The organism is Pseudomonas sp. B35(2017), assembly GCF_002113645.1.
Lineage (GTDB): Bacteria > Pseudomonadota > Gammaproteobacteria > Pseudomonadales > Pseudomonadaceae > Aquipseudomonas > Aquipseudomonas ekonensis.
In genome coordinates, this window is record NZ_NEIZ01000009.1 from 88,399 (window position 1) to 114,435 (window position 26,037).

Here is a 26,037-nt window from a genome sequence, read left to right on the forward strand (position 1 = left end):
GTCCATCGAACTTTTCCGAGCCTGATGGCACCAACCGCGTTAGAAGGCCGACAACGGCCGGACCGAATGAATCGAGGACATGAAACGATGGGAATCAAAACCAAACTGCTGGGCGCCTCACTGGCGGCGGCCCTGATGGCGCTGGCCGGCTGCTCGACCCCGACCGTGGTGACGCTGCAGAACGGCACCCAGTACCTGACCAAGGACATGCCGGAGACCAAGACCAAGGACGGTTTCTATGAGTTCGAGGACATTTCCGGCGCCAAGATCAAAGTGCGCGGCGATGAAGTGGCCACCGTGCGCAAGCAGGACTGACCGGCCCGCAAGGAGCTGCCGGGCGGCAGCTCCCGGGCATTGCCCTCAATGCGGCGACGGCGGCGCCATCCCCGGAAGGCTGTTGTCGCAACGGATGTATTGACCGCCGCGCCGGGCCACTTCGGCCTGCATGCGCTGGCAGCGTTCGAGGTCCTGACGGGCCATGTTGTCGATGCTGAGGTTGCCGGTGGGCTCTTGCGGCGGCTTGCCGTCGCCCAGGCGCACGGTCACCAAAGGCTGCTCCGGCTGGAGCTGAAAACGGCTTTTCTCTTCGACGGGTTCGGCGGGCTCGGTCTCGGCCGGTGCCGGCAACTCATCGGTGCTGACCCCGTAACGGCTCAGAATCGAGCTGTGAGGCAGATCGGCCCAGGCCTGGGCCGTCATCAGCGCCATGCCCGCAACAACGACATACCCCTTGAAACGTTTCACGTTTGAATCTCCTGTACTCAATGGCGGCATCTAAATGACGACTGCGCATGCGCAGGGTTTAGTGCCGCGTTCCTGTTGATGCAGGGGTTTGAGTCAGGAATTGGCCAGCAGGTCACTTTCTGTATGCATTGTGGCGAGGGCGCTTGCTCCCGCTGGACTGCAAAACCGCCCCCAGCCAGAGGGGTGGCTGCACGTCCCTGCGGGAGCAAACGCCCTCGCCACGGGGTTTGCGGCGGTCAGGCGATGACGATGCTGTCAGCGCTGAGGCCGCTCAGCGACACCCCCACCAGCGTCACCGTATCGGCGCCGAACTTCAGCACGGTGTCCTGCCCCACTGCGGTGGCATGGGCGCGGAAGTCCTCGTTGGGCAGCACGCCCTGCACGCCGAGGAACACCAGCTTGTCGTTGCCGGTGAAGCCCACCACCCGGTCCTGGCCGAACGCGCCGTTGAACAGGAACGTATCCGCCCCGCCCCCCGACTCCATCAGGTCGTTGCCGGTGCCGCCGACGAACACGTCGTTGCCCGCCCCGCCGATCAGGTGGTCGTTGCCGTCCTGGCCGAACAGCCAACTGCCGCCGGCGCCCGCCTTGAGCGTATCGGCGCCGGCGCCGCCCTTCACGCTCGACGCGTATTGCGTGACGTTGTTGCCCACCTTCAGGCCGTCGGCGGTCACGGTGTGGGTGACGTCGTCCTTGAACAGGCCCCAGAGGAACCCCGGCTCCTTGGTGACGATGCTGCCGATGTCGCGGGTGATGCTGATGCCGCCGTTGGCGTCGCGCACGTACAGGTTGCCGGCGCCGTCGTTGGCGAAGGTGAACTTGCTCACCGACTGCTGCAGGTCGAGGGTGTTGTTGCCCGCGCCGCCGAGCAGGATGTTGTAGCCGCCGCTGTCGCGGAACGTGTCGTTGCCGGCGCGGCCTTCCAGGTAGTCGTTGCCGCTGCCGCCCTGGATCAGGTCATTGCCGTCGCTGCCGATGATGAAGGTGCTGCCCTTGTGGGTTTCGGCGTTGCGGTTCAGGTCCTGCACCCAGGTGTTGGCCCGCGCCGGATCCGACAGGTTGGCGACGATGATCGTCGAGTCCTTGCTGGTCAGGTCGTAGAACTTCGACTCCATGATCCGGTTCATGCCGTCGCCGTAGGCGGTGGGCAGGTGCGAGATCCAGGTCGGGATGTTGGCGATCGAGTACGGCAGCAGGTTCCACGCGGTGGAGGCGTAGTGGTCGTTGAAGCTGACGATGTTGTCGGTGGCCGATTCCTTCGGCGCATCGTGCACGCCCAGGGTGGCGCCGGTGAAGGACGAGCCGTCCAGCGCGCGGAACACCGGGTCGTTCTCGTAGCCGATGTTGAGCACCTTGTCGGTGCTGCTCTGGGTCGGCGAGGCGTAGGCGATGTAGTTGGAGTCCTTGAAGAACCCGCCCCACTTGTCGCCGCTCAAGTCCGCCAGGCTGTTGACCGCCAGCCCGCCCAGGCTGTGGCCGCTGACCAGCACGTCTTTGCCGGTCAAGCCGTTGGCCTTGGCGAACGCCACCACATCGGCGAGCAGATCGTTGAACGCATTGCCGACGTAGTTCTTCGCGTAGTCCTTGGGCCCGAACGCCGCCATCAGGTCGTTGATCACGTCGCCGATGGAGTCGCGCAGGAGAATTTCACGGGGACCGCTGGTGCCACGGAAGGCGATGCCGATTTCCGTGAGGTGGCCCTGGGCGTCGTATTTGCCGAGGATCTCCACCTGGGCGCTGGTGTAGCCGGCCTTTTCGCCGAAGAAGGTGCCGCGGGCGTCGGTCTTGCCGTCGTAGCCCAGCTGCGAGGCGGTGATGGGGGTCCAGCCGGCCTTCTTGACCGCGTCGAGCGCGGCCTTTTCCGAATCCGGGTTCCAGGGGATGCCGGGAATCACCCCTTGCGAGTCGGTGCCGCCGACCAACGCCTTGATCAGCGTCAGCGGCAGGCCGATGCCGAAGCCGTTCTGCTGGTAACCCACGGCGAAGCCGTTGTCGAGGTTATGGTAGGAATACAGCGTAATGGCCATGGCATCGCTGAACAGCGCCTTGGATTCCGCCGTACTGAAGTTCTTGTAGTCATACACACCCATTGCTGTTGCCTCTCTTTTTTTGGAATTGTCAGAGATAGCCCACAACCAAGGCGCCCCACGGGGACGCCCCGGAGCATTTCACTACGTTTTGCACTGCGCTCATGCGGGAGGTGCGACGGCCTTGCGGCCGCCATCGCCAGCAGGCTGGCTCCCACAGAGTTGCTGCCTGCGGAAGCGGGCGAACCCGCTCCCACATGCCTTTTACGCGAACACGAAACTCGAATCCGACAGATTACCGACTCCAACCCCAACAAGAGTCACGGCATAGTCGCCAATCTTCAGCACGGTATCGCCACCGGACTGCGACGCATGCTGCTTGTAGTCGTAGCCCTGCCCCGCGCCCTGAACGCCCATGAACACCAGTTTGTCGCCGCCCTGGTAGCCGTTGATCGTGTCGAAGCCGAACGCGCCGCTGAACAGGAAGGTGTTGTTGCCCCCCATCGCTGTCATCACGTCGTTGCCGGCGCCGCCGACGAAGGTCACATGACCCTTGTCGCTGATCAGCCGGTCGTCACCGCCCAGGCCGAACAGCCAGTCGCCGTCGGCGGTGGCGTGCAACGCATTGCCGTAGCCGTCGCCGCTGAGCGAATGGTTGTACTGGGTCAGTTCGCTGCCGTTGCTCAGGCCTTTGGCGGTGACGGTCCAGGTGATTTCCTTGCTGCCCCACCACGAGCCCGACTCCTTGCTCACCAGCGCCCCGATGTCGCGGGTCAGGCTGATGCCGCCGTAGGCGTCGCGCACATACAGCGTGCCGTCGCCGTCGTTGGCGAAGCTGAAGTTCTGCAGCGGCTTCTGCAGCTCGAAGGTGTTGTGGCCCTGGCCGCCGAGCAGGATGTTGAACCCGCCGTCGTCACGGAACCGGTCGTCGCCGGCGCGGCCTTCGAGGAAGTCGTTGCCCGCCCCGCCCTTGAGCCAATCGTTGCTGTCGGTGCCGATGATGAACGTGCTGCCGCTGTGCGGCTCGCCGCTGCGGCCCAGGTCCTCCACCCAGGTCTTGCCCCGGGAGGCCTCTTCCAGGTTGGAGACGATGATGGTCGAGTCCTTGCCGGTGAGGTTGTAGAACGATGAGCCGATCACCCGGTTCAGGCCGTCGGCGTACCCCAGCGAGCCGTGGGCCGACCAGTTCAGCGGATTGAGGATGCTGAACGGCACCAGGTTCTGCGCGGTGGACGCGTACTGGTCGTTGAAGTTGACGATGTTGTCGGTGGTCGAGTCGTGCGGCGCGTCATGCTTGCCCAGCGAGGCGCTGCTGAACGTGGTGCCGTCCAGCACCCGGAACACCGGGTCATTCTCGAACCCGATGTTCAACACGTTGTTGCCGGTGCTGCTCTGGGTCGGCGAGGCGAACGAAATGTAGTTCGCGTCCTTGAAGAACCCGCCCCAGTTGCTTGCGCTCAGCTCGGCCACGCTGTTGACGCCCAACCCGCCCAGGCTGTGGCCGCTGAACAGTACGTCCTTGGCCGCGATGCCGTTGGCGGCGGCGAACGCCGCCACCGCCTTGAGCAGGTTGTCGAAGGCGTTCTTGGCGTAGTTGGTCGCGTAGTCCACCGGACCGATCGCCGCCAGCAGGTTGTTCTTCATGTCGCCGAAGGTGTCGCTGTAGCCCAGCCCGCCGGTGCCCCGGAAGGCCACGCCGATGCCGATCAGCTTGCCGGCGGCGTCGTACTTGCCGAGCACCTCGGCCTCGGCGCTGGTGAACCCGTCCTTCTCGCCGAAGAACGTGCCCTGCGCGCCGACCTTGCCCTGGTACCCCAACGCCTTGGCGGTGACCGGCGCCCAGCCGGTGGCCGGCAGCGGTTTGCCGGTCGGCGTGTAGGCATACAGCGTCAATGCGATGGCATCGCTGTACAACGCTTTGCCGTCGGCATTCTTATAGTCAAACACTCCCATGTCGCACTCTCTCTTCCATCAAAAAACAGCGTCTCAGAATGCCCAGTCGAGGGTCAGGCCCACGCCGTGGTCCTTTTCCCGCTCGCCGATCAGTCCGTTGTAATCCAGGCTCACACGGGCCGCGCTGCCCACGGCCAGCCCGGCGCGCACGCCGACCACGGCGGCATCGCGGTCCATCGACACGCTCTGCACGGTGAACGCGCTGTTGCCGTTGGCGAAGGCCAGGTGCTCCTTCGAGTCCACGCCGCTCAGGTTGTGCTGCCAGCCCAGGCTCGCGCCCAGTTCCAGTTGCTGCTTGTCGGTCAGGGCAAACGTGCGCTTGGCCCGTACGCCGAGGGTCGAGAGCACCGCGTCGCGGTTGTCTTCGCCGCCCTTGAGCGCCGCCGCGTCACCCTTCTCGGTGAAGCTGTCGCTGTTCAGGTGCACGTAGGCCAGGTTGACGAACGGCTCCAGGTTCATCGGTTTCAGGCCCAGGTCGTAGGCCGCTTCGGTGAACAGCTGTGCGGTGGTGGCGTCGCGCTTGACCTTCTGCTTGCCGCTGACGTCGCCGAACGCCAGGTCACGCTTGACGTCGATGCGGTGCCAGCCGTACGCGCCGCCCACGGTCAGGCGCCACGCGTCCATCTGATGCCCCAGGTAGGCGCCCAGGTGGTAGCTGTCGACCTTGGCCGACGAGTGCGTGCCCTCGCCCATGCTCAGCGAGCTGTCGCTGTAACCGGTCACGAAGCCCAGACGGGTATTTTCAGCGACCAGACCGTCGACACCCAGCAGCAGCCCGCCGATGGAGCTGGTGGAGTCGGCGTAGTCATGCCCGCCGTCACTCTTGCCCCAGGCGCCGAGCACTTTGAACCAGGCGTTGCTGCGGTCGTCGGTGGGGGCGCCGGCGTCGAACATGTCACGTTCGCGCAGACGTTCGCCCACAGCATCGCGCAGGTGGCGGCTGTCGTTGATCAGCAGCGTGCCGATGGCCGGGTGGATCTCGCCGGTCAGTTGCTGGAAGGCCTGTTGCGCGTCCGCCGGGGTGGCCGACAGCAGCAGGGTTTCGTACAGTGCGTTGCCCGCACCGAGGGCTTCGGCGGCGGCGCCGACGGCACGCTGGTTCGGGGTCGCGCCGACGCTGGCGAACGATGCGCCGTTGCGCGCGACGGTCAGCCCGATCCCGCCGGTCGAGTAGTCGAGGATGCCGCCGAGGAACGCATAGTTCGGCAACACCTGGCCGAAGCGCCCTTCGATGCCGCCGGCCGCCTGCAGGATGTCGTAGCGGGTGCCGAGCAGGGATTTGACCTGGGCGCTGGTCAGCAGGGTCGGGCTGTTCTCCAGGGACAGGCTGACCGTGGCACCGTCGATGATCGCCTTGCCGCTGGCGACGATCTGGTCGCTGCTGGTGGGCGAGACCTCCACCGCGTAGGTCGAGCCCGGCTCGAAGGTCACGTCACCGGCCACGTTCAGGGTGCCGATGGAGTTGCCCGGCGCCACGGTGCCGCCGCGTTTCACGCTCAGGGCACCGATCCGGCCGTTGCCGCCCAGGATGCCGCTGTCGTTGACGGTGACCGCCGAGGTCAGCGAGCCGTTGATCGCCAGGCGTCCCTGGTTCACCAGGGTCGGGCCTGCGTAGGTGTTGGCGCCGGCCAGCACCAGGGTGCCGAGGCCTTGCTTGGTCAAGCCGCCGTGGCCGGAAATGTCGTTGCGCCACACATCGAGCCCGCAGGTGATGTCGGTGCACAGCCGCTGGGTCGGTTTGCCGGCGTCCAGCACCGCGCCGATGCCCGGCAGGTCAGCGACGAACTGGCCGTTGCCGTAGGCGCCGTCGACGCGGAACTCCGCCGGGATGTCCTGGGCGGTGACGAACATCGCCGGGCCGTCGATGGCCTTGCGCAGGTTGATCATGCCCCAGCCGTACAGGGCGTCGATGCCCGGTGCGCCCAGGTCGGTCGCGGTGGTGCGCAGCACGCTGGCGACTTCCGCGCCGGTCATGTACGGGAAGCGCTCCATCAGCACCGCCACGGAGCCGGCGGCATGGGGCGCGGCCATCGACGTACCGTTGTAGTTGGCGTAGCCGGTGGTCAGGTTGTCGGCGTTGGTGCCTTCGATGATCGAGCTGTAGATCCGGGTGCCGGGGGCCGACACGCAGAAGCTCGCGGTGTAGCCGCAGCGCGAGGAAAAGGTGCTGAGGGTGTACGGAATCGGGCTGCCCTGATCCGGGTTCTTCTGCAAGGCCGCGACGGTCATCCAGTTGGGCGCGATGTCCGGCACGAAGTAACCGAGGCCGGCGATGGCGTCGGGGTTGTTCAGGTTGTAGTCGTTGCCGGCGGCGAAGATCGTCACGATCCCGCTGCGCGCCGCCGCGATGGCGCCGTCGTAGGCGCCGCCGGGCTTGGTGCCCATCAGCTGGCGGATCTCGTTGAACTGCAGTTGCGCGTCGTTGACGGTGAAGTGCGGATACGCCGGGTCGCGGCCGCCGAGGTCGAAACGGTCGGTGATGCCGATCCCCCAGCTGTTGTTGATGATCCGCGCACCGCTGGCGATCAGGGCATCCCAGCCGGCCTTGTACACGGCGCCGTCGTTGCCGCGCACGATACCGTCTTCCGGGCCCGGGTCGCCGTTGTCGGCACTGATGATCTGCGCGCCGAACGCCACGCCGTGCATCACCCCGCCGTCGCGGCTGCCGGCGGCGATGCCGCCGACGTGGGTGCCGTGGGCGCCGAGCTTGCCGTTGGAGCCCACCGAAGGCGAGCCGTCATAGACAAACGCATCGCCTGCCTTGACCGGAATGTAGGGGTCGGTGTACTCGCGGATGCCGCGGGTCACCAGGGTGACGACCTTGTTCGCGCCGGAGAACTCCGGGTGCGCGGCGTACACCGGCTGGTCGAAGATCCCCAGTTTCACGCCTTTGCCGGAGTACCCGGCGGCGTAGGCATAGTCCGCGCCGATGGCGCCCAGGCCCCAGTCGGCCTGGAACTCGGCGCTGCGCCAGCTGGCCGGGTCCCCGGCCCGGCCGTTCTCCACGTAGGGCGCCGCCTGGGCGTTGCCCCAGGTGGCGAGCGCGCAGAGCAGCGCGCCGTTGAGGGTTTTCAGGCGAAAGCGTCCACCCGATTGCGCGGGGGTGTTGTTGTTTTTCATCCAGCGACCTTCCTTAGTGATGTTGCACAAAATCCTTTTTCCTCGACGCATCGAGGAACTCCCTGTGGCGAGGGATCCGGCGCCCGCCCGACGGCACGGCCGTCGTCAAAGAGGCGCGGCCGCAGCCCCCTCCCCACCTTCAAAACTGCCAGTTCAGGCTCAGGCCCACCCCATGGCTCTTCTCGCGGCTGGCCAACTGGCCGGCGTAATCCAGGTTCACCCGCACATCGCGACTCAGCGCCAGGCTGGCCTGCACGCCCACCACGGCGGCGTCGCGCACCAGCGGCGAACTCTCGACCGTGTACGGCGCAGTGCCGCTGGCGAAACGCAGGTGCCGTTCCGACTCGATGTCGCTGAGGCTGTGCTGCCAGCCGAGCTTGCCGCTGACGTCCAGGGCCTGGCCGGCCGGCAGGGCGAACGTCTTGCCCGCCCGCACGCCGAGGGTGCCGAGCACCGCGTCGCGGCGGTCATCGCCGCCCTTGAGCGCGGCGGCGTCGCCCTTCTCTTTGAACCCGTCGCTGTCCAGATGCACCCAGGCCAGGTGGGCGAACGGTTCCAGCGCCAACGGCTGCACGTCCAGCCGGTACGCCGCTTCGCCGAACACCTGTGTCGTGGCGGCATCGACCTTGGCCTTTTGCTTGGCGCTGAGGTCGCCGTACTGCAGATCGCGCTTCACGTCGGCGCGGTGCCAGCTGTAGGCGGCCCCCGCGCTCAGGCGCCAGGCCTCGATCTCGCGGCCGGCGTAGACGCCCAAGTGATAGCTGTCGACCTTGGCCGACGCGTGCGTGCCGGAGCCCATGCTCAACGAGCTGTCGCTGTAGCCGGTGACCAGGCCGATGCGGGTCTGCTCGTCCAAGGCCCCGTCGACGCCCGCCAGCAGGCCGCCGAGCGAGGTGCTGTAGCCGGCGGTGTCGTGCGTCGAGTCCGTGGTGCCCCAGGCGCCCAGGGCCTTGACCCAGCCGTTGCCCTGCGCAGCCTGCGGGTCGCGCAGCCGCTCGCCGACGGCATCGCGCAACTGACGGCTGTCGTTGATCAGCATCGAGCCCAGGGCCGCATGGATTTCCCCGCTCAGTTGCTGGAACGCCTGCTGCGCCGAAGCCGCCGTCGCCGATAGCAACAGGCTTTCGTAGACGGCGTTGCCCGCTCCCAGCGCTTCTGCGGCACCGGCCACGGCACGCTGGTTGGGGGTTTGCCCGACGCTGGCGAAGGACGTCGCGTTGCGCTGCACATCGAGCTGAACGCCGTTGCCGGCGTAGCTCAGGTTGCCACCGATGAACAGGTAATCCGGCACCACCGCCGCGAACTGCCCCTGAATGCCGCCCGCCGCTTGCAGGATGTCGTAGGAACGACCCAGCAGGCTTTTCGCCTCGACGGTGCTGAGCAGCGTCGGGCTGTTCTCCAGCGACAGGCTGACGGTGGCGCCGCTCACCGAGGCGCTGCCGCCGGCGACGATGCGGTCGCTGGCGGTCGGCGACAGTTCCACCGCATAGGTCGAGCCGGGGGCGAAGGTCACGTCGCCGGCCACGTTCAAGGTGCCGATGGAGTTGCCCGGCGCCACCCGCCCGCCGCGGTTGGCGGTCAGTGCGCCGATCCGTCCGGAACCGCCGAGGCTGCCGCCGTCGTTGACGGTGACCGCCGATGTCAGCGAACCGTTGACCGTCAGCAGGCCGCCGTTGACCGTGGTCGCGCCGCGATAGCTGTTGTTGCCGCTGAGCACCAGTTGCCCTGCGCCGCTTTTGGTCAGGCTGCCTTCATACACCCGGCCTGCCGCGGCGGCATCGCGAAGGCTGCCGACCGCGTAGTCGGTCTGGTCCTGCTGGCTGCTGCCCGCCGGAAGGCCGCTCTGCCAGCCGCGGCTCTGCAGGGTCTGCTGCCAGGCGGCGCGTTCGGCGAGGTCTTCGTTCTGACGCTGGATCAGCGCCTTGTCGGAGATGTCGTTGCTCCACACGTCCCGCTGCCCTGGCGAAAGATTCGCGTCGAAGGCCCCGAGCAACTGGCCCGGCCCGCGCATCGCCCGGGCGAGATCCGCCACGCCCCAGCCGACCTGGGTGGTCGGCGCCTCTGTGACGGAGCCGTCCAGTTGCGTGGCGGTGGTCAGCAGCACCTCCAGCGCCTGGCGGTTGGTCATGTACGGGTAGCGCTCCATCACCAGCGCCAGCGCCCCCGTGGCATGGGGGGCGGCCATCGAGGTGCCGGACTTGACCGCATAGCCGCCGTCAGGAATGGTGCTGTCGATCTTCGCCCCTGGCGTGGTGATGCACCAGTACTTGGCGATGCCGCACTGGTTGTACTTTTGCTGGTTGCCTTGGTCCAGCCCCGAGACCGCCAGCCAGTGGCCTTCCAGGTCCGGCTGGAAGTACGGCAGCGCCGAACGCACGCTGGCGTTCGGGTAACCGCTGTTGCCGGCGCTGAACACGTTGATCACGCCGCGCCGCGACACGTCGGCGGCGGCATCGAGCCAAGTGCCTTTGTTCCAGTGCTGGGCGTAGGCCGCGTGCAGGTCGGCCAGGGTGCGGTAGCTGACGTCCGGCGGCTGGCTGCCCCAACTGTTGTTGATCGCCCGCACGCCGGCATCGGCCAGGGCGTCGTACACCGCCTTGAAGTAGCGCGGGTCGGGATTGGGGCCGAACAGGAAGCTGTCGTTCTTGTTGGTGTTGCCGACGTAGATCTGCGCGTTGTACGCCACCCCGTGCATGCCGTTGCCGTCCCGGGCCGCGCCCATGGTGCCGACCACGTGGGTGCCGTGAGAGTCGTTGTTGGGGTTGAGCGTGCCGTTGACGCTGAACGGCGAGCCGTCCAGGTAGCTGCCGTTGGCCAGCACCGGGCGGTAACGGTCCGTGGAGAACTCGGGATGGGGCGCATCGAAACCCGAATCCAGGGCGCCGATCTTCACGCCTTTGCCGGTGATGCCGGCGGCATACGCCTGGTCGGCCTGCATGCGGCCCAGGCCCCAGTCGCGCAGGAACTCGGCGCTGCGCCAACTGGCCGGATCGCCGGCCTTGCCGGTTTCGAGGTACTGCGCCTGGGCCTGCGCCACGGAAATCGCGAGCAACAGGGTGCCGACCGCTGCCGGCTTGAAGTGTACGTCCATGTTCACCACTCGTTTTTCTATTGTTGTTTTAGTGCTGCAATCCCTTCACCTACCCCTATGGTGAAGGCCGCCATCAATTCATCCGGCCTTTGGGACCTTGTCCGAAGGCTTCGTCCACCCGGGCCAGATCCTGCTCGCTCAAGGTGCCTGCGTAGTAGTGCAGCTTGGTCCAGGCCATCAGGTAGTCGTAGCGTGCCTGCGCCAGGTCGCGGCGGGTGGTAAACAGTTGTTGTTCGGCGTTCAGCGCGTCCAGGTTGGTGCGTTCGCCGCCGAGGATGCTCTGCTTGGTCGACACCACCAGCGCTTCGGCCGACGTCAGCGCCTTCTGATAGGCGCGCAGCTTGCTCACGCCGGACAGGCAGGCGCTGAACTGGCGGCGCAGCTCGATCAGGGTCTCGCGGGTCTTGCCGTCCAGTTCGTATTCGGCCCGCTCCATGTTGCGGCTGGCCTGACGGGTCGAGGCCGAGACCCCGCCGCCGGCGTACAGCGGCACGCTCACTTCAAAACCGATGGTGTTGGTCTCGTAGCGCTGGTTGTAGGTGTTGCCGCTTTCCGATTCGTTCTGGCGCATCGACGCGTAGGCGCTGACCTTGGGCAGGTGCCCGGCGCGGTTGCGCTCCACTTCGTAGCGTGCGACTTCCACGGCCTGGCGCTGTGAGGCCAGGTTCGGGTTGTTGCTGATCGCCAGCTCGTGCCAGGTGTCGTAGTTGGCCGGTTGCAGGGTGAACGTCTGGAAGTTCTGGTCCAGCGGCGCCAGGTCGCCGATGTCGATGGCCGGCACGCCGGTCAGGGCGCCGAGCTCCCGCAGCGCCGCGTCCTGTTCGTCGCGCGCCTCGATCTCTTCGGCGGTGGCCAGCTCGTAGCGCGATTCAGCTTCCAGGATGTCGGTGCGGGTGCCCTCGCCTGACTTGAACAGATGCTCGTTCTGCTGGAACTGCTGCTCGTAGGCCTTTTTCTTGGCCTGCGCGATGTCGATCTGATCCTGGGCGAACAGGGCCTTGGTGTAGTTGTCCAGCACCCGCACCAACAGCTCCTGGCTCTTGCCGCGAAAGTTTTCGTCGGCGAACAGCGACTGCGCCACGCCCTTGCGGTAGGCGGCGTAGGCCTCGTAGTCAAGCAGCGGCTGTTGCAGGGTCAGGCTGGAGCCGTAGCTGTTGTACTTGCGGTCTTCGGTGATGTTGCCGCGACTGTTGAGCTGAGTGGCCTTGGAGTCGTTGTGGCCCTTGTTGTAGGTGTAGCCGAGCTTGGGCAACAGCCCCGCGCGGCCGATGGCGCGGTTCTCAAGGCCGGCGTCGCGCTCCTTGATCGCGCCGAGGAACACCGGGTCGTTGCGCAACGCTTGTTCGTAGATCTCGAACGGCCCCACGGCCGCCACCGCACTGTTGCCTGCGAGCAGCGCGAACGCTGCCGCCAGCATGGAAAGCTTATTCATACAGCCGAACATCCTTATTCTTCGGTCAACGCGGAGCCGGCCCGATCGAGCAGCGGTTTGAACAGGTAGTTGAGGAGTGAACGCTCGCCGGTGCGCACGAACATTTCCGCCGGCATGCCGGGCTTGATCACCAGACCGTTGAGTTTCTCCATGGCCTGGTCGCTGACGCTGCTGCGAATCACGTAATAGGGCGCGCCGGTCTTCTCGTCGACCATCTGGTCGGCGGAAATCAGGCTGACCTCGCCCGGCACCCGTGGGGTCTTGCTCTGGTTGAACGCGGTGAACAGGATGTCCACCGGCAAGTGGGTGCCGACCTTGTCGATCAGGTTGATCGGCAGGTGGCCTTCCACTTCCAGGCTGGTGCCTTGCGGAACGATCTCAAGCAAGGTCTCGCCCTGGCGCACCACGGCGCCTTCGGTGTGCACGCCGAGGTTGACCGCCACGCCGTCGGAGGTGGCCAGGATCTCGCTGTGCTGCAAATCGAAGCCGGCGGAGGTCAACTGCTCGGACAGGGTGACGCTCTTGAGCTGGGCGTCGGCCAGTTGGCTGCGCACTTCTTTCTGGTATTCCTCGCCGTGCTGCTGCAGTTTCAGGCGCGATTCGAGGATGCCCTGCTCCACCCGCCCGCTTTCGCCGGTGTTCTCCGCCAGTTGCTGCTGCACTTGCGACAGCTGACGCTGGTATTCGAGTACGCGGTTGCGCGGGATGTAGCCGTTGTCCGCCAGCGGTTGCAGGTTGCTCAACTGCTGTTGGAGCGAATCGGCCTGGGCGTTGAGGTCCGTGCGGGCGCGGCGCATGCCGGCCAGTTGCGCACTGGCGCCTTCGATGCTGGCGCGCAGCGCGGCCTGCTCGCGGGAATACGCCTCGCGGCGGCTGCTGAACAGCTGACGCTGGCCTTCGAGCACCAGCGCCAGGCGCGGATCCGGATCGTTGCTCAGTTCGGCCGGGAACGTCACCTGCTTGAGGTTGTCGCGCTCGGCCTGCCAGCGCGCCAGGCTGGCCCACGCCATGCGGTACTGGGCCTGGAGCGACTGCACGTCGGCGGCGACCTGGGTCTGGTCGAGGCGGAACAGCGGCTGGCCCTGCTTCACGCTTTGGCCTTCACGCACCAGGATGCGGCTGACCACGCCGGCGCTCATCGACTGCACGGCCTTGCGCTTGCCCGACACCACCACGGTGCCCTGCACGGGAATGCCTTGGTCCAGCGGCGCCAGGGCCGCCCAGGTGAAGAAACTGCCGGCGCCGGCCAGCGCGAGGATCCAGCCCATCCGGGCGAAGAACTTCGCGTCGCGCTCCGGACGCTCGCGGGTGTAGTCGTTTTCCAGCGACGCTTCGTTGGTTGTGTTCATGCTTGCACTGCTCATACACCCGAATTCCTTGTCGTCGGCTGATACTGCCGGCTCATGCTGAGCCCGGCCGGTGCCTGCGCAGTCTTCTCACGTGGTTGTTCCTGATTGCCGGACAGCGCCCGCAGCACGTCCTGGCTCGGGCCGAACGCCTGCAGGCGCCCGTCGTTGAGCACCAGCAGCTTGTCGGCCTGGGCCAGCACCGAAGAACGGTGGGTGACCAGAATCACGCTGGTGCCCTGGGCCTTGAGCTGGGCGATGGCGCTGGCCAGCGCGGCCTCGCCGACGGTGTCGAGGTTGGAGTTCGGCTCGTCCAGCACCACCAGGCTCGGGGTGCCGTACATGGCGCGGGCCAGGGCCACGCGCTGCTTCTGGCCGCCGGACAGGCCGCTGCCGTCCTCGCCCAGCGGGGTGTCGTAGCCTTTGGGCAGGCGCAGGATCATCTCGTGCACGCCGGCCTGCTGGGCGGCGGCCACGACCTTCTGCGGGTCGGCGTCGCTGAAGCGGGCGATGTTTTCGGCCACGGTGCCGCTGAACAGCTCGATGTCCTGGGGCAGGTAGCCGATGTACGGCCCGAGCTGGTCGCGGTTCCAGCGGTGGATGTCGGCGCCGTCCAGGCGCACGGTGCCGCCCAGGGCCGGCCAGACGCCGACCAGCACCCGCGCCAGGGTCGATTTGCCGGAGCCCGAAGCCCCCAGCACGCCCAGCACTTCACCGGCCGCGAGGCTGAAGTTGACCATGTGCAAGGTAGGCATCCGCTGGCCCGGCGGGCCGGCGCTGACCTGTTCGAAACTGATCTGCCCCTTGGGCGCCGGCAGCGCCATGTTGTCGTCGCTGGGCGGGAACGCCTGCAGCAGCGAGTCCAGGCGACGGTACGCCAGCTTCGCCCCGCTCCACTGTTTCCACACGGCGATCAACTGATCGATCGGGCTCAGCACCCGGCCCATCAGAATCGATCCGGCGATCATCATCCCGGCGGTCATGTCGCCCTTGATCACCAGCAAGGCGCCCAGCCCCAGCACCAGCGATTGCAGGCACAGGCGCAGCGTCTTGCTCAGGGACGAGATGACCGCGCCGGTGTCGCTGGCCTGGTTCTGCAGGCCGAGGAACCGCGAATGCACCTGGAACCAGCGCTTGCGCAGCGCGCCGAGCATGCCCATGGCCTGGATGGTTTCGGCGTTGTGCAGATGGCTGGTGGCCAGTTGGCTGGACTTCTGCGAAAACCCGGAGGCCTCGCCCAACGGCTTCTTGGTCATGTATTCGTTCAGGCACGCCAGGGCGATCAGCAGCACCGCACCGGCGGTGGCGAGCACGCCCAGCCAGACATTGAACAGGTAGATCACAAACAGATAGACCGGGAACCACGGCGCATCGAAGAACGCGAACAGCGCCGGCCCCGTGACGAATTGGCGGATATGGGTCAGGTCGTTCAGCGACTGACCGGCGTTGCCTTCGCCCTTGAACAGGTTGCGCTCGAACGCGGCCTGGTAGACCCGCAGGTTGAAGCGGCGCTCCATCTGGCTGCCGATGCGGATCACGATGAAGCTGCGCACCACCTCCAGCAGGCCGATGAAGGCGAAGAAACCGACCACCATCAGCGACAGCATCGCCAGGGTGGTTTCGTTTTGCGAAGACAGCACCCGGTCGTAGACCTGCAGCATATATATGGAGGGCACCAGCATCAGCACGTTGATCAGTGCGGTAAAGCAACCGACGCTGATCAGAATGCCCTTGTAGTCACCCAGTGCCTTGAATAACGGTGCGGTGGCTGGGGCCTTCGCCATCTTCATTGATAATTCCCGAATGATATTCCCCGCCATTCTTTGGCGAGTCTTTATTAAACAACCCGTGCATGGCCCGGGAGATACTCTGCAAGTGTCCGCTTACACTTCAATAACAACTTTCGCGATGTTTAACCGGCGTTGTCGCTATCAAGGCAATGCTTATAACTGCATCGAGGTCATTTATATTCAAACTGTTCGTTCGGACGGCCGTCACGGTTGCGCTGCGGCGCGCACCAGCGTGATCACCAGGCCCGACTTCAAAGTGCTCAGATAAAGCCCATCACGTTGTCGGCTGAAGAACTGGATTCTTGAGCCTTCCTTGCCGGTGATCGACAGGCCGTCGGGGTCGGGAAACCAGCCGATGGCGCTGTCCTGCAGCCAGGCGCTCAGGCAGTCGGCGCCTTTGCCCAGGGTTTGGTCCGGCTCAAGCTCGATGACGCAGGTGTTCGACGGCTTGTCTTGCAGGGCCTGGGCATCCGGCGCGTCGCTGCGGTCGCTCAAGGTCGCCTGCCACGGGCCGGCGAACGTCGAAGGTTCTTCGAGTCTGAGGCTGCTTGCCATGGGTGTCTCTCCAGAAATCATCATCAGCGTCGGCAACAGCCAAGCCACTGCCTTGCGGGAAATTGCGCTACGGGTCATGGGACATTTCGCTCCGGCGTGTAGCCTTGCCCACAGGGCGAGGCGATGCAAGTGAAGAAAGCGGCGCACCGTGCGCCGCTTTCCCGTTTCACATCACGCTGCGATGTCGGTGACAGCCGCGACGCCGACGGTGCTGACCAGGAAGTCCGCTACGCCGTGCCCGGAGAAGTCCACTTGCAGGGTGCTGTTGCCGCCCGAGGTGGTCAGGATCGCGTCACCCGCCGCACCGGTGAAGGCGCTGACGAAGTGCAGGCCGGCGCCTTTGGTGATGCCGGTCAGGTCGATCTTGTCCAGGCCCGAGGTGAAGTCCAGGATCTGGTCGGCCGCGCCCGGCTTGGAGTCGGTGCTGGCGCCGAACACGAAGATGTCCGCACCTGCCCCGCCCCACAGCTTGTCGGCGCCGCCGGCTCCGTAGAGGATGTCGTTGCCGGCACCGCCCTTGAGCTCGTTGGACACACTGTTGCCGATCAGCAGGTCGTTGCCCGAACCGCCGATGGCGTTCTCGATGGTGACGCCCTTGGCGATGGACACGTTGCCCACCAGGCCGCCCACGTCGGAGAACGACGCTTCATTGAGGTTGATCTTCTGGTTCTGGGTGAAGCCCGAGAAGTCGAAGGTGTCCTTGCCGCCTGCGTCCCACACCGAGAACACCAGCTTGTCGGCCGACGACGTGGCGCTGAGGAAATCGCGCCCGGCGTTGGAGTTGAAGCCGTAGGTGGTGTCGCCGGTACGGGTAGTCATGTTGGCGCCGTACAGCTTCTGGATCGCTGCGATGTCATCCATCAGCGGACCGGACGAATAGGCTTCCACCCCACCCTTGCTGAAGTTCTGGCTGGTGTTGCTTTCGCTCCAGTAGCTCATGACGCTGTAGCCACGGGTGTCTTGACCGTAGTGGGCGTCATTGTAGGTCGGGTTGCCGTTGCCGGCGTTGTAGTCGCCGGGGTGGGCCAGGCCCAGGGTGTGACCGATCTCGTGGGTCAGGGTCTGACGGCCGTAGTTGTTCAGGTCCGGGTTCTTGTTCTGCTGGTAGCCGCTGTTGATCAAGTACCACGAAGTGCCGTCGTAGCCGGCGCCGGTGCCCGGCAGATAGGCGAACGCCGCCGCGCCGTCCTGGCCGCCGCTGTAGTTGCCGAAGGTCATGTGGCCATCACCGCCCGAGGCTTTCTCGGTGAAGGTGACGTTGGCCACGTCGGCCCAGGATTGCATGGCGAGCACGGCCTGGGCTTTCTGTTGGGCGCTGAACTGACTGAACCCGCTGATCCCGTGCTTGTACATCGTGCTGGACGATGCCGAGGTCAGGAACGTGTAGGTGAGTTCGATCTTGCCGCTGCCGTCCAAGTCTTTGTAGGCAGCCCCGTCGCGCAGGATGTAATCGGCGGCCTGGTCGACGGAATAGGAGGGTTTGCCATTGACCGTGAGGTTGCCGCCACGATCGTACTGATGGCTGAAGCTATTGATCTGGTTCCAGGCGGTGCTGGACGCCGCCAGGGGGTTTGCCGCCGACAGCTGGAATGCCTGTTCGGCCGTATCAATAGCGTTAGCTTTTACTTTCGACATAAACACACTTCCTTGTTTAGCAATGGAACAGTTTTTGTCAGATAGCGACAACCTCTGGCGAGATTGTCCTATCACTCGCCCAATGAAGGCATTCGCAACCTGACACAATTTGAAATCGAACGTCTAGCGTTTTTTCGAACTCAAAACGAACTTTTCCGCAAAGCTCCCGTAAACAAAGCATGTGCTGTTGGACAATTGTTTGAACTTTGGTGAATTTGCCGAATTGTCTGACGATTTCTTATTTAAATATTAAATAGGGGTTAATTGTTTTTTGCCGAAGGCGTCTCACTTTCCTGCACTTTATTAGTGCAACCGGGCGTAGGCCGGCACCTGAACGACAGTAGGAGCGAGCCTGCCCGCGATGCGCATCCTTCAACATGACTGTCGAGGGATCCACGCATCGCGAGCAGGCTCGCTCCTACGGTTTTTGGGGGGATTGATCAGCTGCCGGTGCGGATCTTGTTCCATACGCGGGTGCGGATCCGGTCGATGTTGAGCGGCATCGCCTCCAGCGCGAACAGCTTGCCCATCATCTCGGGGCTCGGATAGACCTTGGTGTCGCCCTTGATGGCCGGGTCGATCAGGCCGTCAGCCTGTTCGTTGCCGTTGGCGTAGTGCACGTAGTTGCTGATGCCGGCCATCACGTCCGGGCGCAGCAGGTAGTTCATGAACGCGTAGCCGGCCTTCTCGTCAGGCGCGTCGGCCGGCATCGCGACCATGTCGAACCAGATGGCGGCGCCCTCCTTGGGGATCGAATAGCCGATCTCGACGCCGTTCTTCGCCTCTTTGGCGCGGTTTTCCGCCTGCAGGATGTCGCCGGAGAAGCCCACCGCCACGCAGATGTCGCCGTTGGCCAGGTCGCTGGTGTACTTGGAGGAATGGAAGTAGCTGACATAAGGCCGCACCTTCATCAGCAGCGCTTCGGCCTTCTTGTAGTCCTCGGGGTTCTTGCTGTGGTGCGGCAAGCCCAGGTAGTTGAGCGCCGCCGGCAGCAGTTCCGGGCCGTTGTCGAGGATCGCCACCCCGCACTTCTGCAGCTTCTGCATGTACTCGGGCTTGAAGATCAGGTCCCAGGAATCCAGCGGCGCACCCTCGCCCAGCACAGCCTTGACCTTGGCCACGTTATAGCCGATGCCGGTGCTGCCCCACAGGTACGGGAAGCCGTGCTCATTGCCCGGATCGTTGGTCTGCAGCGCCTTGAGCAGCACCGGGTTGAGGTTCTTCCAGTTCGGCAGCTGGCTCTTGTCGAGCTTCTTCAGCGCCCCGCCCTGGATCTGCCGCGCCATGAAATGGTTGGAGGGAAACACCACGTCGTAGCCGGACTTGCCGGTCATCAGCTTGCCGTCGAGGGTTTCGTTGCTGTCGTAGACGTCGTAGGTGACGCCCAGGCCCGTGTCCTTCTCGAAGTTCTTCGCGGTGTCCGGCGCAATGTAGTCGGACCAGTTGTAGACCTTGACCGTGTCGGCCGCGTGGCTGAGCGAGGCGACCAGCAGCAGCGGCGCCAGTGAGAGGGTTTTCTGGATCATGGGGATACCTGTGGGTGCTGTTGTCTTTTTTGTCGTGAAGCGGGCAGGCAATCAAAGATCGGAAAGTCAGAAAATCAGGACATAGGTCTTGCGCACGGTCTCCTGGATGTCCCAGACGCCGAGCGTGTTCGCCGGCAGCATCAAGGCGTCGCCGCCCTGGATGTGCAGGGTTTCGCCGCCGCCGTCGGGGGTGAAGGTGCAGCGGCCGGAAATGAAATGGCAGAACTCCTGGGCGGTGATCTGCCGGCGCCAGCGGCCGGGCGTGCACGCCCAGACGCCGGTTTCGACGCCGTCGTCGCGCTCGACGCTGGTGGTCGAGGCGACCGCCACCGGCGTGCCGAGGGGAACGGCCACCGGATTGGATTCATCCAGCGGCATCGTGGCGGTGTTTTTGAACTGGGTGATGCTCATAGGGCTACCTGTCTTGGGATTGAAGCTGGGGTTCAATGCATGAAACCTTCCATGAAGCCCGCCACCCGGGTGGCCAGCTTGCGCCGCCAGGGCGCCGTGGCCGGGTTGGCCAGGGTCTGGTCCTCATGGACGAAGCTCTTGATGATCGCGTTGTAGCCCAGCCACCGGCACGGCTCCGGCTCCCAGGCGCGCAGCGCGTGGATCCCGCCGTCCGGCAGCACCCAGGGCTGGCGCACCAGCTCGCTGTCGCGCTCCAGGATCAGGTCGGCCAAGGTGCGCCCGCCCAGGTTGCTGGCGCCGACGCCCTCGCCGCCGTAGCCGCCGGACAAGGCGATGCCGTTGGCGCGATCGCAGAGCATGTGCGGCTTGAAGTGCCGGGACATGCCGAGGTTGCCGCCCCAGCCGTGGGTGATCTGCACGTTTTTCAGTTGCGGGAACAGCTCGCCGAACAGATAGCGACGCAGCTGCACTTCATCGCGGGTCAGGTCGAAGTCGTGCCGCAGCCTGCCGGCGAACCGGTAGCCGCCCCGGGCCCCGAAGATCAGGCGGTTGTCGGCGCTGCGCTGGCCGTACGTGACTTGGCGGCTGAACTCGCTGAACGCCTGGCCGCCATTGAGGCCGATCTCGTCCCAGACCGCCGCCGACAGCGGTTCGGTGGCGACGATCAGGCTTTGCACCGGCAACTGATAGCGGCCCAGCGGCGGCAGCGTCACCGAATAGCCCTCGACGGCCGGCACGATCCAGCGGCTGCGCACGCTGGCCTTGTCGGTGCGCAGGCTGCCGGCCTGCCAATGGGTGACCGGACTGTTCTCGTAGATCGTCACGCCCATGCGCTGGACGGCGCGGGCCAGGCCGCGCACCAGTTTGGCCGGGTGAAGGGTCGCCACGTGGGGGGCGAAGATCGCGCCGTACGGCTTGGCGATCCGCAACTGCTGCGCCAACTGCTCGGGGCCGAGCCAGCGGTAGTCGTTGTCGCTCAGGCCCTGGGCGTGCAGTTTGTCGAGGTACTGGCGCAGGCTCGCCGCCTGTTCCGGGTAACGCGCGGCGCAGTACAGCACGCCGCCCTTGCGGTAATCGCAGTCGATGCCTTCGCGCTCAAGAACGACTTCCACCTCGTCGGGAATGCTGTGCAGCAGGTCGTAGGACGCCCGGCGCTCTTGGGGAGACAACCCGGCCAGCAAGCGATCCTCGCCCAGCAGGTTGCCCATCAGCCAGCCGCCGTTGCGCCCGGACGCGCCGAACCCGGCGGTCTGCGCCTCGACGATGGCGATGTCCAGGCCCGGCGCCAGCCGCTTGAGGTAGTACGCCGTCCACAGCCCCGTGTAGCCGGCGCCGATGATCGCCACGTCGACGTCCAGGTCCTGCTCCAGCGCCGGCCGCGCGGTCAGCGGCTCGTCGAGCTGGTCCATCCATAAACTGATGTTGCGCCACGCCGGCATGCAAGACTCCGCCAATCAAAAGGTCGATGGCAGCGATCCTAGTGGCTGGGCTCAAGGGCTGTCTTGCGCGCGTGCCCGCAAAGAAATTTGTTTGGCGTAAGCCATGGGCGACTGCCCGGTGTGCTGGCGAAAGCAGCTGTAGAACGCCGACAGCGAGTTGAAGCCGGCAGCGAAGGCCCGTTCATCGATGCGCAGCGGCGGCGTGGCGGTGTCCAGGCCCCGCAACACATGTTGCAGGCGGGCCTGATTGACGTAGCGATAGAAGCTTTGCCCCAGCACCTGGTTGAGCAAGTAGGAAATCTGGTTGCGGCTGTAGCCGCACTCCTTCGCCACCCGCTGCAGGTCCAGTTCCGGGTCGAGGTACGGTTGCTGGCGCTGGAAATAGCTTTGCAGGTCATCGGCCATGAAGCTCAACTGGCGCGGCGACAACCCCAGGCGGCTCGCCGCCGGGCGCCGGTTCGACGCCTGGGCCGCAGCGGCCGTTTCCCGCACCAGCGAGGCGTATTCGTTGACGCGCCAGATCAAGCCGTCCTTGACGGTGATCGCTTCGCTGGAGCGGAACGACACCAGGCCGCTGCCGCCGCGCAACGTCACCTCGTACTGAATGAACGCCGTGTTGCCGTCGATGCGGATCCGGTCGCAATGCTCCAGCGCTTCGTCGGATTCGCGCGGCATGCTGACCCGCACGTACTCGCGCAGTTCATCGAGGCCGAGCACACGGTTCTGGAAAAAGTCGTTGTACTGGATGGCCGGATGGTAGAGCGCCATCACGCTGTCCAGATCCCGGCGCTTCCAGCTCAGGTGATAGCGCATGACCGTTTCGCGGGTGGCCGGGGACTGCTCCGGGCCGTCGTCGTCGGCGTGCATAAGGATCTCTGCCAAAAGCACCGAGCTTGCCCAACTTCAGACGCTCGGGCAATGACCGAACCGCGGCGGCACTTCGTCGGCCGCAGCCGTATGGTTCGTGACTTACATCAAAATAATCCGAGCAATCGCCAAACGGCCTGAAAATTCTCACAGGATTTTCACATCCAGGTGCTACTTTTAATGGCACCCACCGGTTGAGCCATTGAAGGCTCTTCCCACCTACCCTGAGCAAACGGAAGCGCTCGATGAAGAAGGCGGGCAACACATGAATAGAGCCTCAAGCAAAGTCACCTTTCCCAATGCTTGCCAGCTGATGCGCTGGCATTTTCATCCCATGGGATTCGAGGCGAAGATGGACGCACCGGGCAGCATGATCGCCCGTCTGTTCGACCGCGCCAGCGGCGAAACCCTGATCGCGATCGCGGGCATTCCCTGCGCCACCGTGATGAACGCTGCGGATGTCGAACGAATAATCGAGGCGGTCGAGGATGAACTGGACGCGTTCACTCCTCCGGAATCGTTGAGAAGTTACGCATAACCACATGATCCATAAAGAAAAAGCCCGCTAGCGATAGCGGGCTTTTTGTTGGTCGGTCGATTCAGGCGGTCTTTTTCTCCGGGCGCCGGTCGGCGAAGAACGGCTTGCCCCCATCGACCCTGTCCGATGCCCGCGGCATGTTCACCGCTGGCCCGTCCTGGGGTTCGACATACCAATAGCAGTGACTGACCGCACGGGTGATACCGACGTAGGCCAAGCGCAGGATCTCATCCTTTTGCGCACTGTCGTACGGCTCGCTGTCGCCGGCCTTGCCCAGGCCAGCCATGCGGTAGACCTGGTTCTTGTAGGGAGAACTGGTCAAATGCTGGCAGTCTCCCAGCATGAACACCGCGTCGGCCTGCAGGCCCTTGGCGCTGTGAAAGGTCAGTTGCTTCAGGCGCCGGGCGTCGTACGGCAAGCTAGAATCCACATTAACTACGGACTGAATATGCTGTTCAATCAATGACTTATCGCTACTTTTTCGATACAGCATCAAGATCGAATCGCCTTTCCGGTAATGCTCCGCCAAACGCTGGGCCAATGCGGCGTCATCGCGCTCCATAACGTTGACCGGCCGCAGTTCGCCGGCCTCGCCGCAGGCCTTGGCCTTTTTCCCGGGAATCGCCGGAGCGGCCCGCACCACATGCTCCGCCGCATCGATGATGTGCTGGTGGCTGCGGTAGTTCTCGCTGAGCATCACCCGCGTGGAGGCCGGCGACGGGAACTCGGTGTTGAAGGCCATGAAGTAGCTCGGCGAACTGCCGCGCCAGCCGTAGATGGACTGCCAGTCATCGCCCACGCACAGCAGCGACGAGCGTTGCGCCCCGCGCCCGACATGCATGGACGGCCCGCGGCTGCGGATCTCGCCCAGGCTGGCGCGGATCCACGAGACGATCTGCGGCGAAACGTCCTGAAACTCGTCGATCATCAGGTGCGACATCGGCCGCAGCAGGTCATCGCCGAGCAGTTTGAGGTTTTCCGGCGAGTGCTCGCTGAACAGCGCGAACATGCGGTTGTAGGTCATGACCGGCGGCTTCTGATCCAGCAGGTGATCTTCCAGGGCGCGCCAAAACAGGCTCAAGGCCTCGAAGAAGAACCGGTCGGGGTCGTCCTTGGCGAAACTCATGCGGCCGACCGCGTCCGGCACGTCCAGCCCCAGGTTCTCGATGAAGCCGGCGGCGCCGACGAAACAGTCGAGCAGCGGTGCGGAAGCCAACTCGCCTTTGACCTTGTAGTCGAAGCCGGGGCCTGCGCTCGCATCCCCCGCCAGCGTGGCCAGAACCCGCTTCGACATTTCGTAATTATCCAACCAAATCAATGGTTTACGACAGAAAGCTTGAAACAGGGTGCGTTTCACGGCCCACTCGGCGCGCACCGTCAGCTTGGCGCCCGGCCGGCAGGTCTGGGGGTTTTCGCCGGCATCGAAGCCGAGCACGACCCAGGCATCCAGGCTCGGGATGTAGCCGTGGCAATGGAACCGGGCACCGTTGATCTCAAAGGTCTGGCGGTTCGGCTCGATCCCCTTGATCGGCCAGGCCCCGGCCCGGAACCACAAGTCCTCAATCACGTCGCACAGCTCTTCATCGCGTTTGGCGGCCAGTTCGGTCACCGCCATGCGCTTCTGCACGTCCGGGTGATCGCGCTCCAGCTCCTTGAGCTGCAAGGCATGCCGCGACAATGGCTGGACCAACTGACGGAAACGCTCATCCTCGGTGTACAAGCGGTGGTAACAGGCATTGAGCCGCTGGCGCTGGGCCTCGTTGATGCGCAGGTCGAACGGATTGCTGTCTGCCTCGTCATCGCCGCCCTGGGGCCGGTTGCTGAGGTTCTCGAAGGCCTGCAACCGCTCGAACCCCGGCAGGCTGCGCACCATCGGCAGGATGAGCGAGTGGAACGTGCGCACCAGGTCGCGCGCCTGCTTCTGCTCCAGCGGCCGCCCCCACAGGGCGAACAGTTCGATCAGCTTCCTGATGAAGTCCCGGCGCGATTCGCGGGTGAACGTCACCACGGTCATCGAGTCGAGCTCGAAGCCCAGGTAATGGGTCAGCAGCAGGATCCGCAGCACCAGGGTCGTCGACTTGCCGGCGCCGGCACCGGCCACCACGGACGTCGACGGCGTGTCGCTGAAGATCATCTTCCACTGCGCCGCGCTCGGCTGGGCATGGGCCGGCAGCAGGCGCGCCACATCGGCCTTCATCCGCTTCTTCAGCTCCGGGGTGAGCGGCAGGCGCCAGTCGTCGAACAGGTGATCATCGATGGACGGCGGCCGATGTTCGGTGCTGCGGCTGTCACGGATCAGCAGCACCTGGCGGCCCTCTTCCAGTCCGTCCTGCCGGCCTTCCTTATAGCCGTACTCGACGCCGGCGGTGTGGCCGCTGCGAAAGCCGTCGGCCTGGCCGTGCAGCCACGACGACCGGTGCTGGGCGCGCAAGCGGGTCAGGCCGTGCCCCAGGAAACGGGCGGCCAGGCGCTTGAACCACGGCATCTCGGCCAAGGGGCGAAGTTCGGGAGGAAGATCGGGGGTGTGCTGCGCCACGCTGACGGACTCCGGCATCTGAAACGGTTGAGCGCTATGGTGTCTGGAATTGCTTTCGAGTTCTAGCGAAATGCTTGCGCGTCATGGGGTTAGACGACGAATTGAAGGCTGGGTGAGACCGTTTCGAGGTTCATAAACATCGATCGATTCGATTGTTATGGCGCACTTTTTACGCTTTTTATCGATGACTCCCTGATAGATGATGCCCGTCATCCCCCGCTGCTCCGGGAACCTATCGAGGATCACGACCATGCTTGAACTCCGACCTTTCAGCTCGCTGGGCGGCGCCCACCACGGCTGGCTGGATGCCCATCACCATTTTTCGTTCGCCGAGTACTACGACCCTCAACGCATGAGCTGGGGCAACCTGCGCGTGTGGAACGACGACATCATCGCGCCCGGCACCGGGTTTCCCACCCATCCGCACCGGGACATGGAAATCATCACCTATGTCCGTGAAGGCGCGATCAGCCACCAGGATAACCTGGGCAACAAGGGCCGCACCGAAGCGGGCGATGTGCAAGTGATGAGCGCCGGCACCGGCATCGCGCACAGCGAATACAACCTCGAAGCGGGCGACACCAAGATCTTCCAGATCTGGATCCTGCCGACCGAAACCGGCGCGCCGCCCTCTTGGGGCGCCAAGCCCTTCCCCAAAGGCGAGCGCGAGGGTTTCGTGACGCTGGCCAGCGGCAAGGACGGCGATGACCAGAGCCTGCGCATCCGCGCCGATGCGCGCCTGGTGGCCGCCAATCTCAAGGCCGGCGAAACGGCGGAGTATCGCCTGGACGCCGGACGCCGTGCCTATCTGGTGCCGGCCACCGGCGTCATCGAGGTCAACGGCGTGCGCGCCCAGGCCCGGGACGGCGTCGCGGTGGCCCAGGAACAGGTGTTGACGGTCACGGCCATCGAAGACAGCGAGGTCGTCCTGGTGGACCTGGCCTGACGGCCGAACACGCAGGCAAAAAAAGGGGCGACCGTAGTGGTCGCCCCTTTCTGTTTCACACCGACCTCTTCAGTGCCTGAC

19 protein-coding genes are annotated in these 26,037 nt (G+C 64.9%); 3 read left to right on the forward strand and 16 right to left on the reverse strand.

What is annotated here, in order from left to right:
• Positions 1–87 precede the first annotated feature (87 nt).
• Entirely contained in the window at positions 88–315 is a 228-nt protein-coding gene (locus CAG41_RS16845; protein WP_085707228.1) for a YgdI/YgdR family lipoprotein, read from the forward strand.
• Positions 316–360: 45 nt separating this feature from the next.
• On the opposite strand, the gene CAG41_RS16850 is transcribed toward CAG41_RS16845, so the two are convergent.
• The 14 genes from CAG41_RS16850 to CAG41_RS16915 all read right to left on the reverse strand — a co-directional run bounded on the left by CAG41_RS16850 (position 361) and on the right by CAG41_RS16915 (position 21,936).
• Complete coding sequence (locus CAG41_RS16850) at positions 361–744, reverse strand: hypothetical protein (protein WP_085656805.1); 384 nt, start codon at positions 742–744, stop codon at positions 361–363.
• 236 nt (positions 745–980) lie between these two features.
• Positions 981–2,834 carry a polyurethanase gene (locus tag CAG41_RS16855; protein ID WP_085583127.1) on the reverse strand — a complete coding sequence of 618 codons (1,854 nt, stop codon included), beginning with the start codon at positions 2,832–2,834 and terminating at the stop codon, positions 981–983.
• 201 nt (positions 2,835–3,035) lie between these two features.
• Complete coding sequence (locus tag CAG41_RS16860; protein WP_085707229.1) at positions 3,036–4,724, reverse strand: polyurethanase; 1,689 nt, start codon at positions 4,722–4,724, stop codon at positions 3,036–3,038.
• 33 nt (positions 4,725–4,757) lie between these two features.
• Positions 4,758–7,844 (reverse strand): autotransporter serine protease, encoded by a 3,087-nt coding sequence (locus tag CAG41_RS16865; RefSeq protein ID WP_085583131.1) that lies wholly within the window; start codon positions 7,842–7,844, stop codon positions 4,758–4,760.
• Positions 7,845–7,983: 139 nt separating this feature from the next.
• Positions 7,984–10,935 (reverse strand): autotransporter serine protease, encoded by a 2,952-nt coding sequence (locus CAG41_RS16870; protein ID WP_085707230.1) that lies wholly within the window; start codon positions 10,933–10,935, stop codon positions 7,984–7,986.
• Positions 10,936–11,008: 73 nt separating this feature from the next.
• Positions 11,009–12,367, reverse strand: coding sequence for a TolC family outer membrane protein (locus CAG41_RS16875; protein ID WP_256576742.1), 1,359 nt, complete (start codon positions 12,365–12,367; stop codon positions 11,009–11,011).
• 14 nt (positions 12,368–12,381) lie between these two features.
• Positions 12,382–13,731, reverse strand: a complete 1,350-nt coding sequence (locus CAG41_RS16880) for an HlyD family type I secretion periplasmic adaptor subunit (RefSeq protein ID WP_085583137.1) — start codon at positions 13,729–13,731, stop codon at positions 12,382–12,384.
• Positions 13,728–15,503, reverse strand: coding sequence for a type I secretion system permease/ATPase (locus CAG41_RS16885; RefSeq protein WP_085707231.1), 1,776 nt, complete (start codon positions 15,501–15,503; stop codon positions 13,728–13,730). Before CAG41_RS16885 ends, CAG41_RS16880 begins: the two co-directional genes overlap by 4 nt.
• Positions 15,504–15,707: 204 nt before the next feature.
• Positions 15,708–16,136, reverse strand: coding sequence for an AprI/Inh family metalloprotease inhibitor (locus CAG41_RS16890; RefSeq protein WP_170930051.1), 429 nt, complete (start codon positions 16,134–16,136; stop codon positions 15,708–15,710).
• A gap of 93 nt (positions 16,137–16,229) precedes the next feature.
• On the reverse strand, positions 16,230–17,693 hold the full coding sequence (locus CAG41_RS16895) for a serralysin family metalloprotease (protein ID WP_085583143.1): 1,464 nt from the start codon (positions 17,691–17,693) through the stop codon (positions 16,230–16,232).
• Positions 17,694–18,133: 440 nt separating this feature from the next.
• Positions 18,134–19,219, reverse strand: a complete 1,086-nt coding sequence (locus CAG41_RS16900) for a polyamine ABC transporter substrate-binding protein (RefSeq protein WP_085583145.1) — start codon at positions 19,217–19,219, stop codon at positions 18,134–18,136.
• 66 nt (positions 19,220–19,285) lie between these two features.
• The gene (locus tag CAG41_RS16905) at positions 19,286–19,630 is read right to left on the reverse strand and encodes a cupin domain-containing protein (protein ID WP_085583147.1); all 345 of its coding nucleotides are present in this window, start codon (positions 19,628–19,630) and stop codon (positions 19,286–19,288) included.
• A gap of 32 nt (positions 19,631–19,662) precedes the next feature.
• Positions 19,663–21,069, reverse strand: a complete 1,407-nt coding sequence (locus CAG41_RS16910; RefSeq protein WP_085583149.1) for an FAD-binding oxidoreductase — start codon at positions 21,067–21,069, stop codon at positions 19,663–19,665.
• 51 nt (positions 21,070–21,120) lie between these two features.
• Entirely contained in the window at positions 21,121–21,936 is an 816-nt protein-coding gene (locus CAG41_RS16915) for an AraC family transcriptional regulator (protein ID WP_085707232.1), read from the reverse strand.
• A 265-nt stretch (positions 21,937–22,201) separates the two neighbouring features.
• Between CAG41_RS16915 and CAG41_RS16920 the strand changes: the two genes are divergently transcribed.
• On the forward strand, positions 22,202–22,474 hold the full coding sequence (locus CAG41_RS16920) for a DUF1652 domain-containing protein (RefSeq protein ID WP_085583289.1): 273 nt from the start codon (positions 22,202–22,204) through the stop codon (positions 22,472–22,474).
• Positions 22,475–22,535: 61 nt separating this feature from the next.
• On the opposite strand, the gene CAG41_RS16925 is transcribed toward CAG41_RS16920, so the two are convergent.
• Both CAG41_RS16925 and CAG41_RS28630 read right to left on the reverse strand, forming a co-directional pair.
• A complete protein-coding gene (locus CAG41_RS16925) occupies positions 22,536–25,010 on the reverse strand; it encodes a UvrD-helicase domain-containing protein (RefSeq protein WP_085707252.1) in 2,475 nt (824 codons plus the stop codon).
• An 81-nt stretch (positions 25,011–25,091) separates the two neighbouring features.
• Positions 25,092–25,262 (reverse strand): hypothetical protein, encoded by a 171-nt coding sequence (locus tag CAG41_RS28630; protein WP_170930050.1) that lies wholly within the window; start codon positions 25,260–25,262, stop codon positions 25,092–25,094.
• Between CAG41_RS28630 and CAG41_RS16930 the strand changes: the two genes are divergently transcribed.
• The gene (locus CAG41_RS16930; protein WP_085639666.1) at positions 25,261–25,956 is read left to right on the forward strand and encodes a pirin family protein; all 696 of its coding nucleotides are present in this window, start codon (positions 25,261–25,263) and stop codon (positions 25,954–25,956) included. The two genes, CAG41_RS28630 and CAG41_RS16930, sit on opposite strands and share 2 nt — an antisense overlap.
• The last annotated feature ends 81 nt before the right edge of the window (positions 25,957–26,037 follow it).

What these genes read in the sequence shown, in the direction of transcription:
- CAG41_RS16845 (WP_085707228.1), top strand. Translation starts at nt 88, where the DNA reads ATGGGAATCAAAACCAAACTGCTGGGCGCCTCACTGGCGGCGGCCCTG.
- CAG41_RS16855 (WP_085583127.1), bottom strand. Translation starts at nt 2,834, where the DNA reads ATGGGTGTGTATGACTACAAGAACTTCAGTACGGCGGAATCCAAGGCG.
- CAG41_RS16860 (WP_085707229.1), bottom strand. Translation starts at nt 4,724, where the DNA reads ATGGGAGTGTTTGACTATAAGAATGCCGACGGCAAAGCGTTGTACAGC.
- CAG41_RS16865 (WP_085583131.1), bottom strand. Translation starts at nt 7,844, where the DNA reads ATGAAAAACAACAACACCCCCGCGCAATCGGGTGGACGCTTTCGCCTG.
- CAG41_RS16870 (WP_085707230.1), bottom strand. Translation starts at nt 10,935, where the DNA reads ATGGACGTACACTTCAAGCCGGCAGCGGTCGGCACCCTGTTGCTCGCG.
- CAG41_RS16875 (WP_256576742.1), bottom strand. Translation starts at nt 12,367, where the DNA reads ATGAATAAGCTTTCCATGCTGGCGGCAGCGTTCGCGCTGCTCGCAGGC.
- CAG41_RS16880 (WP_085583137.1), bottom strand. Translation starts at nt 13,731, where the DNA reads ATGAGCAGTGCAAGCATGAACACAACCAACGAAGCGTCGCTGGAAAAC.
- CAG41_RS16885 (WP_085707231.1), bottom strand. Translation starts at nt 15,503, where the DNA reads ATGAAGATGGCGAAGGCCCCAGCCACCGCACCGTTATTCAAGGCACTG.
- CAG41_RS16890 (WP_170930051.1), bottom strand. Translation starts at nt 16,136, where the DNA reads ATGACCCGTAGCGCAATTTCCCGCAAGGCAGTGGCTTGGCTGTTGCCG.
- CAG41_RS16895 (WP_085583143.1), bottom strand. Translation starts at nt 17,693, where the DNA reads ATGTCGAAAGTAAAAGCTAACGCTATTGATACGGCCGAACAGGCATTC.
- CAG41_RS16900 (WP_085583145.1), bottom strand. Translation starts at nt 19,219, where the DNA reads ATGATCCAGAAAACCCTCTCACTGGCGCCGCTGCTGCTGGTCGCCTCG.
- CAG41_RS16905 (WP_085583147.1), bottom strand. Translation starts at nt 19,630, where the DNA reads ATGAGCATCACCCAGTTCAAAAACACCGCCACGATGCCGCTGGATGAA.
- CAG41_RS16910 (WP_085583149.1), bottom strand. Translation starts at nt 21,069, where the DNA reads ATGCCGGCGTGGCGCAACATCAGTTTATGGATGGACCAGCTCGACGAG.
- CAG41_RS16915 (WP_085707232.1), bottom strand. Translation starts at nt 21,936, where the DNA reads ATGCACGCCGACGACGACGGCCCGGAGCAGTCCCCGGCCACCCGCGAA.
- CAG41_RS16920 (WP_085583289.1), top strand. Translation starts at nt 22,202, where the DNA reads ATGAATAGAGCCTCAAGCAAAGTCACCTTTCCCAATGCTTGCCAGCTG.
- CAG41_RS16930 (WP_085639666.1), top strand. Translation starts at nt 25,261, where the DNA reads ATGCTTGAACTCCGACCTTTCAGCTCGCTGGGCGGCGCCCACCACGGC.
- CAG41_RS28630 (WP_170930050.1), bottom strand. Translation starts at nt 25,262, where the DNA reads ATGGTCGTGATCCTCGATAGGTTCCCGGAGCAGCGGGGGATGACGGGC.